The sequence below is a fragment of the Actinomadura rudentiformis genome (assembly GCF_008923185.1).
GTDB classification, from domain to species: Bacteria; Actinomycetota; Actinomycetes; order Streptosporangiales; family Streptosporangiaceae; genus Spirillospora; species Spirillospora rudentiformis.
In genome coordinates this window covers 251,677-267,205 of sequence record NZ_WBMT01000008.1, presented here as the reverse complement: position 1 = coordinate 267,205, position 15,529 = coordinate 251,677, and the positions used below count along the sequence as shown (strand labels likewise).

The 15,529-nt window shown below is 71.3% G+C and carries 14 protein-coding genes; 7 read left to right on the top strand and 7 right to left on the bottom strand.

Features of this window, described 5'->3' with window-relative positions; translation table 11 throughout:
* The first annotated feature begins 35 nt into the window (after window positions 1-35).
* Entirely contained in the window at window positions 36-830 is a 795-nt protein-coding gene (locus F8566_RS18825) for a TIGR03084 family metal-binding protein (RefSeq protein ID WP_151561572.1), read from the top strand.
* Window positions 831-901: 71 nt separating this feature from the next.
* Window positions 902-1,387: a universal stress protein gene (locus F8566_RS18820; RefSeq protein WP_151561570.1), complete on the top strand. Its 486-nt coding sequence runs from the start codon at window positions 902-904 to the stop codon at window positions 1,385-1,387.
* 3 nt (window positions 1,388-1,390) lie between these two features.
* Here F8566_RS18820 and F8566_RS18815 read toward each other — a convergent pair whose 3' ends face one another.
* The 3 genes from F8566_RS18815 to F8566_RS18805 form a co-directional block, all read right to left on the bottom strand.
* Window positions 1,391-1,900 (bottom strand): O-acetyl-ADP-ribose deacetylase, encoded by a 510-nt coding sequence (locus F8566_RS18815; protein WP_151561569.1) that lies wholly within the window; start codon window positions 1,898-1,900, stop codon window positions 1,391-1,393.
* Window positions 1,901-1,937: 37 nt separating this feature from the next.
* A complete protein-coding gene (abc-f, locus tag F8566_RS18810) occupies window positions 1,938-3,593 on the bottom strand; it encodes a ribosomal protection-like ABC-F family protein (protein WP_151561568.1) in 1,656 nt (551 codons plus the stop codon).
* Window positions 3,594-3,722: 129 nt separating this feature from the next.
* On the bottom strand, window positions 3,723-6,869 hold the full coding sequence (locus tag F8566_RS18805; RefSeq protein ID WP_151561566.1) for a BTAD domain-containing putative transcriptional regulator: 3,147 nt from the start codon (window positions 6,867-6,869) through the stop codon (window positions 3,723-3,725).
* A 78-nt stretch (window positions 6,870-6,947) separates the two neighbouring features.
* Here F8566_RS18805 and F8566_RS18800 point away from each other — a divergent pair, with 78 nt between their 5' ends.
* Complete coding sequence (locus F8566_RS18800) at window positions 6,948-8,495, top strand: MFS transporter (protein WP_404800319.1); 1,548 nt, start codon at window positions 6,948-6,950, stop codon at window positions 8,493-8,495.
* 63 nt (window positions 8,496-8,558) lie between these two features.
* Here the strand turns inward: F8566_RS18800 and F8566_RS18795 are convergent, their stop codons facing one another.
* Window positions 8,559-8,972, bottom strand: coding sequence for a PepSY domain-containing protein (locus F8566_RS18795; RefSeq protein ID WP_151561562.1), 414 nt, complete (start codon window positions 8,970-8,972; stop codon window positions 8,559-8,561).
* Between the two features lie 114 nt (window positions 8,973-9,086).
* Here F8566_RS18795 and F8566_RS18790 point away from each other — a divergent pair, with 114 nt between their 5' ends.
* The 3 genes from F8566_RS18790 (at window position 9,087) to F8566_RS18780 (ending at window position 12,221) form a co-directional block, all read left to right on the top strand.
* Window positions 9,087-9,764 (top strand): response regulator transcription factor, encoded by a 678-nt coding sequence (locus F8566_RS18790; protein WP_151561560.1) that lies wholly within the window; start codon window positions 9,087-9,089, stop codon window positions 9,762-9,764.
* A 19-nt stretch (window positions 9,765-9,783) separates the two neighbouring features.
* Window positions 9,784-11,253 (top strand): sensor histidine kinase, encoded by a 1,470-nt coding sequence (locus tag F8566_RS18785; protein ID WP_151561558.1) that lies wholly within the window; start codon window positions 9,784-9,786, stop codon window positions 11,251-11,253.
* Between the two features lie 119 nt (window positions 11,254-11,372).
* Entirely contained in the window at window positions 11,373-12,221 is an 849-nt protein-coding gene (locus tag F8566_RS18780) for an NAD-dependent epimerase/dehydratase family protein (RefSeq protein ID WP_151561556.1), read from the top strand.
* Between the two features lie 122 nt (window positions 12,222-12,343).
* Here F8566_RS18780 and F8566_RS18775 read toward each other — a convergent pair whose 3' ends face one another.
* Window positions 12,344-13,096, bottom strand: a complete 753-nt coding sequence (locus F8566_RS18775) for a dioxygenase family protein (protein ID WP_151561554.1) — start codon at window positions 13,094-13,096, stop codon at window positions 12,344-12,346.
* 97 nt (window positions 13,097-13,193) lie between these two features.
* Between F8566_RS18775 and F8566_RS18770 the strand changes: the two genes are divergently transcribed.
* Window positions 13,194-13,712, top strand: coding sequence for a MarR family winged helix-turn-helix transcriptional regulator (locus F8566_RS18770; RefSeq protein WP_151561552.1), 519 nt, complete (start codon window positions 13,194-13,196; stop codon window positions 13,710-13,712).
* Here F8566_RS18770 and F8566_RS18765 read toward each other — a convergent pair.
* The gene (locus tag F8566_RS18765) at window positions 13,691-14,812 is read right to left on the bottom strand and encodes a winged helix DNA-binding domain-containing protein (protein ID WP_225993306.1); all 1,122 of its coding nucleotides are present in this window, start codon (window positions 14,810-14,812) and stop codon (window positions 13,691-13,693) included. The genes F8566_RS18770 and F8566_RS18765 overlap by 22 nt on opposite strands.
* Before the next feature lie 4 nt (window positions 14,813-14,816).
* Complete coding sequence (locus F8566_RS18760) at window positions 14,817-15,455, bottom strand: TetR/AcrR family transcriptional regulator (protein ID WP_151561548.1); 639 nt, start codon at window positions 15,453-15,455, stop codon at window positions 14,817-14,819.
* Window positions 15,456-15,529 lie beyond the last annotated feature (74 nt).

Below are 15,529 nucleotides of genomic sequence, written 5' to 3'. Positions count from 1 at the left end.
GTACGCGATGGGGTCCGACGGTGAATGCTGGCGGCATGCCGGATCTCACCTCGCTTCTCGCGGACCTCACCGCCGAGGGTGACGCGCTCGACGCGCTGGTCGCGCCGCTTCCCGCCGACGCATGGGCCACCCCGACACCCGCCGAAGGCTGGACGATCGCCCACCAGATCGCCCATCTCGCCTGGACCGACGACCAGTCGATCGCGGCGGCCACGGACGAGGAGGCGTTCAACGGGATCGTCGCCGAGGCGCTGGCAGATCCCGGCGGGTTCGTGGAGGCAGGGGCGGCCGACGGCGCCGCCGACGATCCGGCACGGCTTCTCGAACGCTGGCGGACGGGCCGGCGCCAGATCGTGGCGGCACTGGCGGCGGTGCCCGCAGGCACCCGGCTGCCGTGGTTCGGCCCGCCGATGAGCGCGGCCTCGATGGCCACGGCCCGCCTGATGGAGACCTGGGCGCACGGCCAGGACGTCGCCGACGCGCTGAGCGTGCGGCGCGAGCCGACCCACCGGCTGCGCCACGTCGCCCACATCGGCGTGCGGACACGGGACTTCGCGTTCAACGTCCGGGGGCTCACGCCGCCCGATGCCGAGTTCCGCGTGGCCCTCACGTCCCCTGACGGCGAGGAGTGGACGTGGGGCCCGGCGGACGCCGCGCAGTCGGTGACCGGACCGGCGCTGGACTTCTGCCTGCTGGTGACGCAGCGGCGCAACCGCGCCGACCTCGCCGTGACGGCCGACGGGCCGGACGCCGACCGGTGGCTGGATGTGGCGCAGGCCTTCGCCGGGCCGCCCGGTCCCGGCCGTCCGGCGGAGTCGGCGCGAGCCTGAGAGGTCGCCCCGTTCTCGGGATGTTTGTTTCTTGGGGTGTTCGTTCTCCCTGCTCGGGACATGACTGAGGCATGACCATCCTCATCGCGTACGACGGCTCGGACGACGCCAAGGCCGCGATCGACTTCGCCGGCCGGCACGTGAGCCCGGCACCGGCCGTCGTGCTGGTCGTCTGGGAGCCGCTGCTCCTGCAGATCGCCAGGTCCTCGGCCGCCGCACCCCCCGCGTTCGTCGGAGACGACGCCGCCGGGGCGGAACGGCGGGAGCGGCAGCAGGCCGAGAGGTTCGCGGCCGAGGGAGCCGAGCTCGCCCGGAGGGCGGGGCTGACCGACGTCATCCCGCGCGCCGAGTCGAGCAACGGCCCCATCTGGGCGACCATCGTGAACGTCGCCGACGAGATCGACGCCACACTCGTGGTCACCGGCACGCGCGGGCTGGCGCGGGTCAAGTCCGTCCTGCTCGGCAGCGTCTCGGACCGGGTCCTGCACCACGTCAAGCGGCCGGTGCTGATCGTGCCGCACGTGATCGAGGACGCCGGCGGTCGAGTGAGCACCTGACCGTCAGGAATTCAGGGCCCGCTCGAACGCCTCGTAGGCGTCCTCGGTGAACAGCACGAACCGCGCGTCGGTGACCTTGGTGACCGTCGAACGGACCGTACCGACCGCGATGCGCGCGGCGTCGTCCAGCGGCCACCCGTAGATCCCGGCCGAGACGGCGGGGAACGCCACGGACCGTACGCCCAGGTCGTCGGCCACACGCAGCGACTCCCGGTAGCAGGAGGCCAGCAGGTCCGAACGGTCCTCGGACGAGGAGTAGACCGGCCCGACCGTATGGATCACCCAGCGGGCGGGCAACCGCCCGGCCGTGGTCGCCACGGCCTGCCCGGTGGGGAGCCCGCCCCCGTAGTGGGACGCCCGCAGCTTGCGGCACTCGTCCAGGATCGCCGGGCCGCCCCGGCGATGAATGGCCCCGTCGACGCCTCCCCCACCGAGCAGCGAGGAGTTCGCCGCGTTCACCACGGCGTCCACCTCCTGCTCGGTGATATCGCCCCGCACCAGCGTGATCTGCATCGATGCCACCTCCCCGGCAACCCTTTCATCCGTCACCTCAGCACGTCGACGTCTCCAGCGCCCTGCCGTCGCGGAGCTCCAGCCGGGAACCGGTGAAGCGGCTCCGCAGCAGGCGGTCGTGCGTGACCACGACGAGGGTCCCCGCGTAGCCCGCGAGCGCCTCGTCGAGCTCCTCCACCAGCATCGGAGACAGGTGGTTGGTCGGCTCGTCGAGCAGCAGCAGGTCGACCGGGCGGCTCACCAGCCGTGCCAGCTCGACCCGGCGCCGCTGGCCGGCCGACAGGGCGCCCAGCGGCAGCCGCAGGTCGTCCGGGCGGAAGAGCCCGAGCCGGAGCAACTCGTCCGCGTACTCATCTGGGGTACCCGGGCGGCCCGCCGCGTACGCCGCCAGAACGGTCCACTGCGACGGCCCGGCCACACCCTCCTGCCGGAGATATCCGACGCGCTCCGGACGCCGCACCGACCCCGCGTCCGGGACGAGCTCACCGGCGAGAACGCGCAGCAGCGTGGTCTTGCCAGCTCCGTTCGGACCGGTGACCAGCAGCCGCTCGCCCGGCACGAGGCGGACCCCGTCCACGTGAAGCCGGCCTTCCACCCTGACGCCGGAGAGCTCGACCGGCTGCTCCTCGTCCGCCGTCCCGCCCGAGATCCGCGCGGTGAAGCGGAGCGGCTCGGGTGGCGGCGGCACCGCGTTCTCACGCAGCGTCTCCAGCCGCTCGTTCGCGATCCGGACCCGCTTGGCCGTCCCGTGCGAGGTCGACCTGGCACGAAACGCGCCGTTGCCGGTGTTGGGATACAGGGCCTTGCGCCTGAGGGTCGCCAGCCAGGCACCTCCCGTCTCCACCAGGCGTGACTGCCGTTCGACCTCCGCCTTCCAGTCCTCGTGCTCGCGTTGCCGGCGAGCGCGTGCGGCGGCCTTCGCCCTGAGGTAGCCGGAGTAGCCGTCGCCGTACCGCCGGACGCCGCAGGTCTCGTGGTCCACCTCCAGAATGGTCGTGGTGATCCTTTCCAGGAACGCCCGGTCATGGGTGACCACGACCACCGTGCCCTGATGGGTCCGGATGTAGTCCTCCAGCCAGGCCGTCGCGTCGTCGTCCAGGTCGTTGCTGGGCTCGTCGAGCAGCAGCAGTTCCGGCGCCGCCGCGAGCGTCGCCGCCAGCGCCAGCCTGGAGAGCTGGCCGCCGGACAGCGTCGAGATCGGCCGTGCGTGAGCGAGTCCGGGGAGCCCGAGGCCGTGCAGGGCGATGTCCACCCTCGCGCCGGCCTCATAGCCGCCACGGCGCTCGAACTCGGAGAGCAGGTCGCCGTACGCGGCCAACTGCTCTCCGGTCGCCGATCCCAGACCGGCCTCGGCGGCCCGCAGCGCCGCCTCCATCTCCCGCAGCTCGGCGAGTGCCAGGTCGATGACGTCGGCGACCGTGGCCGCCCCGTCGACGAGACCTTCCACATTCTGTGGCAGGTACGCGAGCCCGCTCGGGGCAACGACCGTGAGATCCCCGTTTTCGGGTTCTTCACGGCCCGCCATGAGCGTGAGCAGGGTCGACTTGCCGGAGCCGTTCTCACCGATGACCCCGACCTTCTCGCCGGGCTTGACGGTGAGGGACACCCGGTCGAGAACCACACGGTCGTCGTAGCGCTTCGTCACCTCATGCAGCGTGAGCTGGGCGACGGAATCAGCTGATGGGGTACGCAAAGGAGACACTCCTGTTCCCGGCCGCGCCAAGGCAGGCCGAATTCGAGCCGTCGGAAGGGCTGCGGATCACGGGGCGGCGAGGCGGCCCGGCGCGATCAGAGGAACAGGAAAATCATCATGACCGTGAGACTAGACGAGCCGTCTCGTCTCGTCAAGGCCTTCCCTGATACGTGCTTCGATGCGTTCGACGTCACCGCGTTCGGCCGGCGGCAGCGGCGCTCCGACGGCCTCCCGCAGCCGTGCGGCCTCGTCCAGCGACTCGGCCGCGCGCTCGTACTCGCCGGCGAGCGACAGCGCCCCCGCCATGCCTTCGAACGCCAGGGCGGTCGCCCGCGGATCACCCGCGTGCCGCGCAGTCTCGGCCGCCTCCCGCTGCCACTCCAGGGCCCGCTCCGCGTCCCCGCGCAGCTCGGCGGTGAAGCCCAGCTCGGCCAGGATGAGCACCAACCCCGAATGGGTTCCCAGCCGGCGGTTCCAGTCGAGCCAGGCACGCAGGTGGGCTTCGGCCGCGTCGAGCCGTCCCTGGCGGCGTGCCACGAGCGCGAGCCCGATCTCGGCATACTCCTGGCCGAACGTGTTGGACTGTTCCTCGGCAAGGCGTCGCGCGCGCTCATGGAGCTCGCGGGCCCGCTCGAAGTCGCCTTGCAGCATGGTGATCCGGCCGAGGCCCGACAGCCGGTACGAGACGTCCGCCCAGAGGCTCAGCTCCTCGGCGACGCGCACGCCCTCCTCGTGCAGCCGGGCGGCCCGCTCGTAGTCGCCGACGATCTCGGCGTACGCGCCGAGGTACTCGACGGCCTGGAGCCGCCCCCAGCGATCGCCCACCCCGGCGAAGATCTCGGCGCTCTCGGCGGCGGCGCGATCAAGCGTCGTGAGGTCGCCCCGGAAGGTCGCCTGGCCCGCCATCGTCGCCAGCGCGGCCGCCAGGCCCCAGCGGTCACCGGCGGCCCGGAAGTCGGCCAGCGCACTCGCCACGAGCCGTTCACTCGTCGCCAGATCGCCGTAGCTCAGATGGACGAAGCTGAGAAACCACAGGGCACGGGCACGCTCGCCCTCGATCCACGCACCGGATGGGTCGCCGTCCTCCAGGCCGGGGACAGGCAGCTCCGCTCCCCTGCGGATGTCGTCGAAGTGCCCGTCGCTGATCATCATCGCCAGCCCGGCCCGCCAGGCGGCGGCCCGGCGGACACCCGGGTCGTCACTCCCCACGTGCGCGGCCAGCGCCACCGTGAGCGAACGGTACGCCTCGCGATAGCGGCCGCGCAGGAACCAGTACCAGGTCAACGCATTGGCGAGCTGCAAGGCGTCCGGAGCCGCGCCGTACTCCGTCGCACTTTCGAGCGCGGCCCGCAGATTGCCGGTCTCGGCGTCGAGCCGGTCCAGCCAGGTCCGCTGATCGCAGCCGTACAGATACGGTTCGGCTTGCTGCGCGAGCGCGAGGTAGTACGCGAGGTGCCGCCGCCGCACGCGTTCGGTCTCACCCGCTGCGTCCAGTTGCTCCAGGCTGTAGGCCGCCACCGACTCCAGCAGCCGGTACCGCGGCCCGCCGGGGCCGTCCAGGGCGACGACCAGCGAACGATCCACGAGGCGCGCCAGCAGGTCGAGCACATCGGCGGCCTCGATCCCGGCACCCGAACAGACCGCCTCGACCGCCTCCAGCGTGCAGTCCCCGGCGTGCACGGCCAGCCGCCGCAGCACGATCCGCTCGGGCTCGGTCAGCAGCTCCCAGCTCCAGTCGATCATCGCGCGGAGCGTGCGCTGGCGTGCGGGGGCGTCCCGCCGGCCGGCCGCGAGCAACCGGAACCTGTCGTCCAGCCGGTCTGCGAGCCCGCGCACGCCGAGGGTGCGGACCCGGGTGGCCGCCAGCTCCAGTGCCAGCGGGATCCCGTCCAGCCGCCGGCAGATCGTCGCGATCACCTCGGCCGTGCCGGATCCGTCCAGATCGGCTCCCGGTGCGGCTGCGGAGGCCCGCTCGGTGAACAGCCGCGCCGCGCTGCGCTCCGGCAACGGCGGAACGGCCTGGACCACCTCGCCGGCGATGGCCAGCGGTTCCTGGCTCGTCGTCAGTACGCGCAGCCCGGAATCGTTCCGGAGCAACGTCTCCACGAGCTTGGCGACCGGCTCGACGAGATGCTCGCAGTTGTCCAGGACCAGCAGCAGCCGGCGGTCGCGGAGCGCCTGGACGAGCCGGTCCGCCGGGCCCGCCGAGGCGTCGTCGCGGATTCCCAGGACCCTGCCGACCGCTTCGGCCACCTCGTCTGGCCGGCGGCCGGCGAGCTCGACGAACCAGACACCGTCGGGGAAGTCCCCGGCATCGGCGACCCGCGTGGCGACCTCCAAGGCCAGGCGCGTCTTGCCGACTCCGCCGGGGCCGGTGAGCGTCAACAGGCGGGCGGTACCGAGTGCCTCGCGCGCTCGGGCGACGTCGTCCTCCCGCCCGACAAGACCGGTCGGCGGCACCGGGAGGCGTGACTCAGGCAGGCTCGTCAGAGAGGCGCGGGCGCCGTGCGCCGACGCGGGCACGGCATCGAGGGCGGGGGCCTGGTTGAGGATCGCCTGGTGGAGCTCGGCCAGCTCGGGGCTGGGGTCAAGGCCCAGTTCGTCCGCGAGGCGCTTGCGTAGGTCGGCGTAGCCGTCCAAGGCCTCGCTCTGCCTGCCCGCACGGTACAGAGCCCGCAGCTGAACGGCGCGCAGCCGTTCGCGAAGGGGATGCCGGGCGACCAGGTCGCTCAGCTCGTCCGCCAGCGAGCCGTGCTCGCCCAGCTCAAGCCTGACCTCGGCGCGTTCCTCCAGCACGGTCAGCCGCTGCTCTTCGAGCCTGGTGATCGCGGCTCTGGCGAAAGGGGCGTCCGCGAAATCGGCGAACGCGGGGCCACGCCACAGCTCCAGCGCCTCCGTGAACAGGCTCGCCCGGGCACGGAGGTCACTCGTCCCGCGAGCCCGGTCGAGCAGCGCCGCGAACCGCCCGGCGTCGACGTCGCCGGCCTCCACCCGCAGCCGGTAACCGGCCGGGCTGAAAGCGACCAGGGCTCGCGCGCCAGGCTCCGCCTGTTCCAGGGCGCGACGCAGCTGCGACACCTTGGACTGCAGGGAGTTGGCCGGATTGGCCGGGAGGTCCTCACCCCAGAGGTCGTCGGCGAGCCTGTCCACCGGAACGGGACGTCCCGGATCCACGAGCAGGTCGGCCAGGAGGGCCCGGACCTTCGCTTCGGGAACCTGGACCGTACCGCCGTCAGCCGTCCACACGGCGAGCGGCCCCAATACCCCGAAACGCATGCTGATCACCGTAACCGACCGTCAGCGGACCATCAGCGGACCATGAGCGGCCTCTCCGACGCTCAACCCATGGCTGCCATTGAGACGACCACATATGACACCCGGCCGCGTGCCGGGCTCAAGGAATGGATCGGGCTGGCCGTGCTGGCCCTTCCCACCCTGTTGCTAGCCCTGGACATCACCGTGCTGCACCTCGCGGTGCCCGAACTGAGCGCGGATCTGCGTCCGAGCAGCACCCAGACGCTGTGGATCATCGACATCTACGGCTTCATGATCGCCGGATTCCTGGTGACGATGGGCACGCTCGGCGACCGCATCGGGCGGCGGCGGCTGCTGATGACGGGCGCCGCCGCGTTCGGCGCCGCATCGGCGGCCGCCGCGTACGCCACGTCCGCCGAGATGCTGATCGCGGCGCGGACGCTCCTGGGCATCGCCGGTGCCACGCTGATGCCGTCCACGCTGTCGCTCATCAGCAACATGTTCCGCGACGCGCGGCAGCGCGGGCTGGCCATCGGGCTGTGGGCGACGATGTTCTCGGTGGGCATCGCGCTCGGCCCTGTGGTGGGCGGCTTGATGCTGGAGCACTTCTGGTGGGGCTCAGTGTTCCTGCTCGGTACACCGATCATGGTTGTGCTGCTGGTGACCGCGCCGGTCCTGCTGCCGGAGTTCCGTGACACGCGGGCGGGCCGCCTCGATCTGGTCAGCGTGCTGTTGTCGCTCGCGACGATGCTGCCGATCACCTACGGCCTCAAGGAGCTGGTCAAGCACGGCGCCGAGCCCGTGCCCGCGGTCGCCGCCGTGATCGGCCTGGTGGCGGGCGTGCTCTTCGTCCGGCGGCAGGGGCACCTCGACGACCCGTTGCTGGACCTGCGCCTGTTCGCCGACCGCGCCTTCTCGGGCGCGCTGCTGAGCCTGCTGATCAGTATTGGCGCCGTCGCCGGCATCTACCTGTTCGTCACGCAGTACCTGCAATTGGTGGAGGGGCTGTCGCCGCTGAAGGCCGGGCTGTGGTTGCTGCCCGCCGCCCTCGGACTGGTGATCTCGTCCCTGGTGGCGCCGATCGCCGTGCGGCGTGTCCGGCCCGCGTACGTGATCAGCGGCTCGCTGGTGATCGCCGCGTTCGGCTACCTGCTGCTCGCCCAGGTCGATGCCCGCTCCGGCCTGCCGCTGCTGGTCGCCGGTTTCATCCTGGTGTACGTGGGCGGCGCCCCCACCATGGCGCTCGGCACCGAACTGGTCGTCGGCTCCGCGCCACCGGAGAAGGCCGGTTCCGCCTCGGCACTGAGCGAGACGAGCACCGAGCTGGGGGGCGCGCTGGGCATCGCGGCGCTCGGCAGCGTCGGCACCGCCGTCTACCGCGACGAGATCGCGGCCGGGCTCCCGGCGAACGCCCCTGAGGGCGTCCGCGACACCTTCGCCGGAGCGGTCGCCGCCGGAGTCGAAGGCGATCTGCTCGACTCGGCCCGTGAGGCGTTCACCGCCGGGCTGAACGCCACCGCCGCCGTCTGCGCCGCGCTCATCGCCGCGGTCGCGGTCATCGCGGTGATCACGCTCCGCCGGGTGGCCCCCACCGGCGAAGCCGAGCAGGCCGCCACCGTCGGCGAGCCGGAACACGTCCCCGCCTGACGAGCACCACAACGAATACGCCCGGCCGCCGTGATCTCGGCGGCCGGGCGGTGCTTTCACGGGTCAGTCGTCGTTGCCGTCGGGGTCGTCGGTGCCGTCGGTGTCGGTGCCGTCGTCGTCGCCCTGGTCGTCTGCCACGTTCGAAAGGACCTTGCCGTTGGCGGTATCGACCGACAGCTCACGCGTCGTGCCGTCCTTACCGATCACCTCGACCTCCCAGGCGGCCTTGCCCTGGTCGTCGTCGAAGTCCACCGAGGCCACGTGGCCCGGCACGGTGCGCAGCGCGATGCCCGCCGCGTCGGAGGCGCTGATCTTGGCCGTCTGCACCGCCTTGACCTCGGCCGCCTGCTCGGCGCGGTCGTCGTCGCCACTCGCGGCGAAGGCGGTCGCCGTCCCACCGGCGGCGATCACGCCTCCGGCGAGCACGGTCACCAGCAGCCTGCGGCCCGTCACCAGGTGGCGTACGTCGAGCTTCATCAAGATCCCTCCAGATCGGTGCGGAACGTTCAGGACCCACGCTGGCGGACGGACCTGAGGCGCGGCTGAAGCAACCTGAAGCCCGCTTCAGGTGCGTCTGGCAGCCTGGAGACCATGCGCCTGCTGATCGTCGAGGACGAACGCCGCCTGGCCGCGTCCCTGGCCAAGGGACTGGTGGCCGAGGGCTTCGTGGTCGACGTGGTGCACGACGGCGGGGTGGGCCTGCGGCGTGCGACCGACCACGACTACGACCTGATCGTGCTGGACATCATGCTGCCGGGCATGAACGGCTACCGGGTCTGCTCGGCCCTGCGCGCGGCCGGGGACGAGACGCCCATCCTGATGCTCACCGCGAAGGACGGCGAGTACGACGAGGCGGAGGGCCTGGACACCGGTGCCGACGACTACCTGACCAAGCCGTTCTCGTACGTGGTGCTCCTGGCCCGGATACGCGCCCTGCTGCGCCGCCGTACGCGGGGCGGCTCACCCACGATCGTCCTCGGCGACCTGACCGTGGACCCTGCGGCCAAGGCGGTGTCGCGCGGCGACACCGAGGTCGAGGTGACGGCCAAGGAGTTCGCCGTCCTGGAGCACCTGGCCGTGAACGCGGGCCTCGTCGTGTCCAAGGGGCAGATCCTCGAACACGTCTGGGGTTTCGCGTACGACGGCGACCCCAACATCGTCGAGGTGTACGTGAGCGCACTGCGCCGCAAGCTCGACGCTCCGTTCGGCCGCAAGTCGATCGTCACGGTGCGGGGGTCCGGCTACCGGCTCGCCACCGACGGGGGCTGACATGCCGAGACCAGCTGACATGCCGAGACCATTCACCTTCGCGCGGGTCGCCTCTGTCCGTGCCCGCACCACGCTGTTCGCCACCGCCGTCGTCGCCGTCGCGCTGGTGGTCACGGGGCTCGCCGTCGTGCTGCTTCTGCGGGCCAACCTCGACCGGCAGAGCGACCTCCAAGCCGAGGTGTCCGCACGCGAGGTCGCCTCGCAACTGGCTGCGGGCGTCCCGTACGCGCAACTCGACGTGCCGGACGGCGACGAGAACCCCGTCCAGGTCGTGGACTCCTCCGGCCGGGTGGTGGCGGCCGGCGAGGATCTGAGCGCGATCAGCGGCACCGGCCCCGCGGCGGTGAAGCCGGCGGCGTCACCCGGTCCGCCGGATGACGACGACGACCGGGACGAGGACACCCCGCAGCGCGGCGAGGTCTCCGGCGACGTCCACCACAGCACCGGCAGTGCCACCGTGGACGGCGAGACCGCCGACTACCGGTTCGCGTCGATCGCGGTCACCACGCCGGGCGGCGAGACGCTGACCGTGCACGCCGGAACCGCCGTGGCCACCGCACGCAAGGCCGTGGGCACGGTCACCCAGGCGATGCTGGCCGGGCTGCCGGTCCTGCTGGCCGTCGTGGCGGGGGTCACCTGGCTGGTCACCCGGCGCGCGCTGCGGCCGGTGGCGGCGATCCGGACCGAGCTCGCCGAGATCACGGCCTCCAGCGACCTGACGCGCCGCGTACCGGTGCCCGCCTCGCGGGACGAGGTCGCCGCGCTGGCCACGGCCACCAACGAGACCCTCGCGGCGCTCGAACGGTCCGTGGAACGGCAGCGCGGCTTCGTCGCGGACGCCTCGCACGAGCTGCGCAACCCGATCGCCTCGCTCCGGACCGAGCTGGAGGTCGCCGCGGCGCATCCCGAGCTGCTGGACCTGGACGGGCTCACCACCGAGGTCGTCCGGCTCCAGCACCTGGCCGCCGACCTGCTGCTGCTCGCGCGGCTGGACGCCGGAGAACAGGCCGTCACGCCTAAGCCCGTCGCGCTCGCCGACCTGCTCCGCGAGGAGGTCGAGCGCCGCGGCCCGGCCGACCGGGTGCCCATCGGCATCGAGCTCAAGGCCGCTCCACAGGTCCTCGGCTCGCGCGACCGGCTGGCACGAGCGCTGGCCAACCTTCTGAACAACGCGCAACGCCACGCTTCCTCGCAGGTGAATGTCACATTGCGGCAGGATGGCGATCGGTGGGTAGTGATGGATATCACTGACGACGGTCCCGGAGTGCCGCCGGGCGACCGGGAGCGAATCTTCGAACGATTCGTCCGGCTCGACGATGCCAGGAGCCGCGACGAGGGCGGCGCGGGGCTCGGACTAGCGATAGCCCGTGACCTGCTGAGGGCTCATGGGGGTACGCTCACGGTGGAAGCTGCCCCGGGGGGAGGAGCGCTCTTCCGGATGCGGTTGCCCCTCCGGAACGCGCGGACGGAAGGTCATGGCCGAGCGTAACCGCGTGGAATACCGCGAGTGAGGGGCATTTCGCCGTGCCGGGCGTGACCTGGAGAGAGTCTCTGCCTATCCTTCCTGGAAGGCGGCCACAAAGGCGTGCAGTCGTGGAGGTACCCCCCTTGAAGATTCTTGTCGCCGGCGCGACCGGTGTCGTCGGCAGTCGGCTGGTCCCCCTGCTCGTGCAGGCGGGCCATGAGGTGACCGGGACGACCCGGTCCGCCGAGCGCGCCGACTCGATCGCCGCGCAGCAGGCCAAGCCCCTCGTCCTGGACGCCTTCGACTCCCCGGCCGTGCACGACGCCGTGCTCGCGGTGCGTCCGGACGTCATCGTCCACCAGCTCACCGACCTCAGCGGGGAGGACTTCGCGGCCAACTCGCGGCTGCGCGTCCAGGGCACCCGCAACCTGGTGTCGGCTGCGAAGGCGGCCAACGTCGAGGTGATGATCGCGCAGAGCATCAGCTGGCTGTACGTGCCGGGTGACGCGCCCGCGGTCGAGGACGACGCCCTCGACCCGACGCTGCCGCCCTACGAGGGCGTCGCCGCGCTGGAGGAGGCCGTCGCGGAGCTTCCGCGCGGCGTCATCCTGCGGTACGGCGCGCTCTACGGGCCCGGCACGTGGTACGCGGCGGACGGCGCGATCGCCGACCGGGTCCGGGCGGGGAGCCTGCGGCCGTCCCCGGCGTGGACCTCGTTCGTGCACGCCGACGACGCGGCCGCGGCCGCGCTGGCGGCGCTCGACTGGCCCGCCGGACCCGTCAACATCGTGGACGACGAGCCCGCGACCACCGCGGACTGGCTACCGGTCTACAGCGCGGCGCTGGGCGTCCCCCTCCCGGGGACCGCGCGGCACGCCGCCGCGACGGGCCGGCCGGTGTCCAACGCCAAGGCGCTCGGCCTGGGCTGGAAGCCGCAGATCCCGTCCTGGCGGGTGGGCTTTGCCGCGATGGAGACGTCCAGCCAGGTCTGACCCGCGCCCGGTCAGCCCAAGCGGCCGGTTCGGCGGTGACCGGTTCGGCGGTGACCGGTTTGGCGGTGACCGGTTTGGCGAGTGGTGGGTTTGGCAAGTGGTCGGTCAGGTGAACTGGCCGGTCAGCCGAACTGGAAGGACCGCTTGGCCATGCCGTGCCAGAATCCGTCGATCACTGACCGCCCCTCGGTTTCGGCCGCGCCCAGCGCAACGAAGAGCGGCGCGAAGTGCTCGGTCCGCGGATGGGCGATCCGCGCGGCGGGGGCCTTGCCCAGGAAGTCCAGCACGTGGTCCACGTCACCCGCCCCGACGGCCCGTTCGGCCCATTCGTCGAACTCGGCGGACCACGCAGGCGGCGCGCCGTGCGCGTCGGGGTTCATCGCCCGCAGGTTGTGCGTGGTGAAGCCGCTCCCCACGATGAGCACGCCCTGATCCCTCAGCGGCTCCAGCCGCTTCCCGATCTCGAAGAGCCGCTCGGGTTCGAGCGTGGGCATGGACATCTGCAGCACCGGAATGTCGGCCTCGGGATACATCTCCACAAGCGGCACGTAGGCCCCGTGGTCGAGCCCGCGTTCGGGGTCCTGCTTCACTTCGGGCAGCAGTTTGCGCACGTCCTCGGCGAGTTCCGGCGCTCCGGGCGCCTCGTACCGCACCTCGTAGTAATGCTGCGGGAAGCCCCAGAAGTCATAGACCAGCGGCACCGTACGGGTGGCGCCGATGCTCAACGGCGCCTCCTCCCAGTGCGCCGACACCATGAGCACCGACGTGGGCCGCGGCAGATCCGCCGACCAGCCGGCGAGCTGGCCGGTCCAGGCCGCGTCGTCGGCCAGCGGCGGCGCGCCGTGGCTGAGATAGAGCACCGGCATCCGCGTCATGGCGACCTCCCCGAGATACATACTTGAGCATTCAAGTGTCACCGTACGCCCGGATAGTTGATTCTTCAAATCTTGAGTGCTCAATTACACTGGAGACATGACCCGGTGGCTGGATGAGGACGAGCAGGCAACCTGGCGGGCGTTCCTGTGGACCACCCGCCTCCTCAACGACGCGCTGGAGAGCCAGCTCCAGCGCGACTCCAAAATGCCGCACACCTACTACATGATCTTGGCGATGCTCTCGGAGTCCCCGGACCGGACGCTCACCATGAGCCAGCTGGCCCAGATCGTGCGTTCCTCCCCCAGCCGCCTCTCCCACGCGGTCAATCGGCTGGAGGAGAACGGCTGGGTCACCCGCACCAAACATCCCACCGACCGCCGGACGACTCTCGCGGAGCTCACCGACGAGGGCTTCGAGGTCCTGAAGGCCGCCGCCCCGGGCCATGTGGAGGCCGTCAGGCGGCACCTCTTCGATCCCCTGACCCGCGAGCAGGTCACCCAGCTCCGCGAGACCCTCCACATCCTCCTGGAGTCCCTCGACACAGAGGGCGAATGCCGCGATGACGCGCGCTCGACCTCATCCGCAGGCTCGGCTCAGATGAACTCCACCTCGTAGGACTTGGCTTCGGGGTACGCGGCGGCGAGGAGTCGTTCGGCCTCTTCGACGACGGCGGTGCGATCAGCTTCGGACACGGGCTCGAACAGCTCGATGCGGACGGTCGCGACACCGCGCTTCTTTTCGTGCTTCCACGTGCCATGGACGAAGCCGTCGACGAGGACGGCCGCGCGGATGATGCCGTTGACGGTGAACAGGCGTTTGCGGTGCTCCTCGGAGATGATCCGCGCCCGGTCGGCGTGCGACAGCGTGAGGTTGTCGAAGTCCGGGATCAGCCGGATCGGGGCCGGGGTCCCGGGATCGGGGCGGGGTGCGTCGGGCAGGTCGTAGAGCACCCTGCCGTTCTCGTCGGCGAACGTGACGAGCTCGGGCGCGAGCCTCTCGACGACCTCGCCGAGACCGGTGAGGCCTGACCAGTGCTGCGCGTCCTGGACGGTGGCCGGGCCGAACGCGGCGAGGTAGCGCAGCACCAGGCGGTCGAGTGAGGTCTCGGTGTCGAGCGAGCGGCCCAGCCAGGCCTCAAGGGTGATGTGGGAGGCCAAGCCGCCCTTGCCCCAGAGGCCGCGCGGCGGGATCTGGGCGAGCGGGATCACGGTCCGGGCCGCCCAGTTGAGCAGCTCGGGATCCCCGTCGGGAAAACGTTCGGCGAGGAGGGCGCGCATCTCCTTGTCGGTGCGGGGCTCCTTGAAGAGCTCGCGCGCGGCGGCCTCGACGGCGGGCACGTCGAGGCCGCTCAGGTCCCGCCCGTTCCCGGTCCTGACGTAGCGGTCCATGATGACCTGCGTGAGCGGCCGCAGGGCCAGCGCGTCGCGGGCGCTGACCAGGTGGAGGGTGCCGCGCATGAGGACCATGCGGACCGCCGCCCGCTCGGTGAGCAGGGTGGCCAGCTCGTCGAACTCAAAGGCCGCCAGGCGGCTCCACAGGCCGATGTACGGCGGTGTGGGAGCCTGCGCCTGCATGCCCACCAGGTGCTCGATGGCGTCGAGGGCAGGAAGCTCGTGCCGGTCGAGCAGAAGCTGGCGGGCCAGCAGGGCGCGGTTCAGCGACCGCCGGTCGAGGACCTGACCGGCGGCCACCGGGGCCGAAGAGCCAGTGGTCATTGGTTTAGTCGTCATACCGTCCTCTCAGCTCCTGCCAGTTCGGAGGGGGGCCGGGGAGCTCCTCCGCTTCCGCCATACGGAGTGAAGCCAGAAACAGCTCCAGATAGCGGTGTTGCAGCCGGTTCATCCGTTCATCGTCTCCGATGCGGATGGTGTGCAGATGCTCCAGGAGCACCGAGATGTCACCGACCTCGATGTCACGCCGGAGCACGCCCGCCTCCTTGGTACGGTCGAGCAGGCGCTGGGTGGCCATGTGAATGTCCCTGCCCTTCTGCGCCATCTCGTCGGTGACGGGGAAGCTGCCGGCCAGCCGCATGGTCAGCGAGCCCGCGCCGATGTCCAGGCAGCGTCGCATGAAGTCGGCGAACGCCGTCCAGGCGTCCCGGTCGTCTTCCAACGCGGCCTCGACCTGCGCGAGATAGCGGTCCATCCCGTCGTCGGCCAGCCGCTGGAGCAGCTCTTCCTTGCTCTTGTACCGGCGATACAGAGCGCTGATGCCGACCCCGGCGTACTCTGCCACGGCTGAGATGGGAGCGCCCGGATCGGCGGTGAACACCGCCCGCGCCGCATCTCGGATAAGTTCGTCGTTTCTGGCTGCCTGCGCCTTGCGGCCGCTCATGGGAGCTTGCGTCTTGGTCTCCATGCTCCCCATAGTAGGGGAACGAACAATTCCGTTCTATATTGCGGCGTCGAGAATTTCTCTGTACACTGTACAAA

Excerpts from the sequence above, each read along its gene's own strand:
- F8566_RS18770 (WP_151561552.1), top strand. The coding sequence starts at position 13,194 with ATGACCCGGTGGCTGGATGAGGACGAGCAGGCAACCTGGCGGGCGTTC.
- F8566_RS18785 (WP_151561558.1), top strand. The coding sequence starts at position 9,784 with ATGCCGAGACCATTCACCTTCGCGCGGGTCGCCTCTGTCCGTGCCCGC.
- F8566_RS18825 (WP_151561572.1), top strand. The coding sequence starts at position 36 with ATGCCGGATCTCACCTCGCTTCTCGCGGACCTCACCGCCGAGGGTGAC.
- F8566_RS18790 (WP_151561560.1), top strand. The coding sequence starts at position 9,087 with ATGCGCCTGCTGATCGTCGAGGACGAACGCCGCCTGGCCGCGTCCCTG.
- F8566_RS18805 (WP_151561566.1), bottom strand. The coding sequence starts at position 6,869 with ATGCGTTTCGGGGTATTGGGGCCGCTCGCCGTGTGGACGGCTGACGGC.
- F8566_RS18815 (WP_151561569.1), bottom strand. The coding sequence starts at position 1,900 with ATGCAGATCACGCTGGTGCGGGGCGATATCACCGAGCAGGAGGTGGAC.
- F8566_RS18760 (WP_151561548.1), bottom strand. The coding sequence starts at position 15,455 with ATGGAGACCAAGACGCAAGCTCCCATGAGCGGCCGCAAGGCGCAGGCA.
- F8566_RS18765 (WP_225993306.1), bottom strand. The coding sequence starts at position 14,812 with ATGACCACTGGCTCTTCGGCCCCGGTGGCCGCCGGTCAGGTCCTCGAC.
- F8566_RS18820 (WP_151561570.1), top strand. The coding sequence starts at position 902 with ATGACCATCCTCATCGCGTACGACGGCTCGGACGACGCCAAGGCCGCG.
- F8566_RS18795 (WP_151561562.1), bottom strand. The coding sequence starts at position 8,972 with ATGAAGCTCGACGTACGCCACCTGGTGACGGGCCGCAGGCTGCTGGTG.
- F8566_RS18775 (WP_151561554.1), bottom strand. The coding sequence starts at position 13,096 with ATGACGCGGATGCCGGTGCTCTATCTCAGCCACGGCGCGCCGCCGCTG.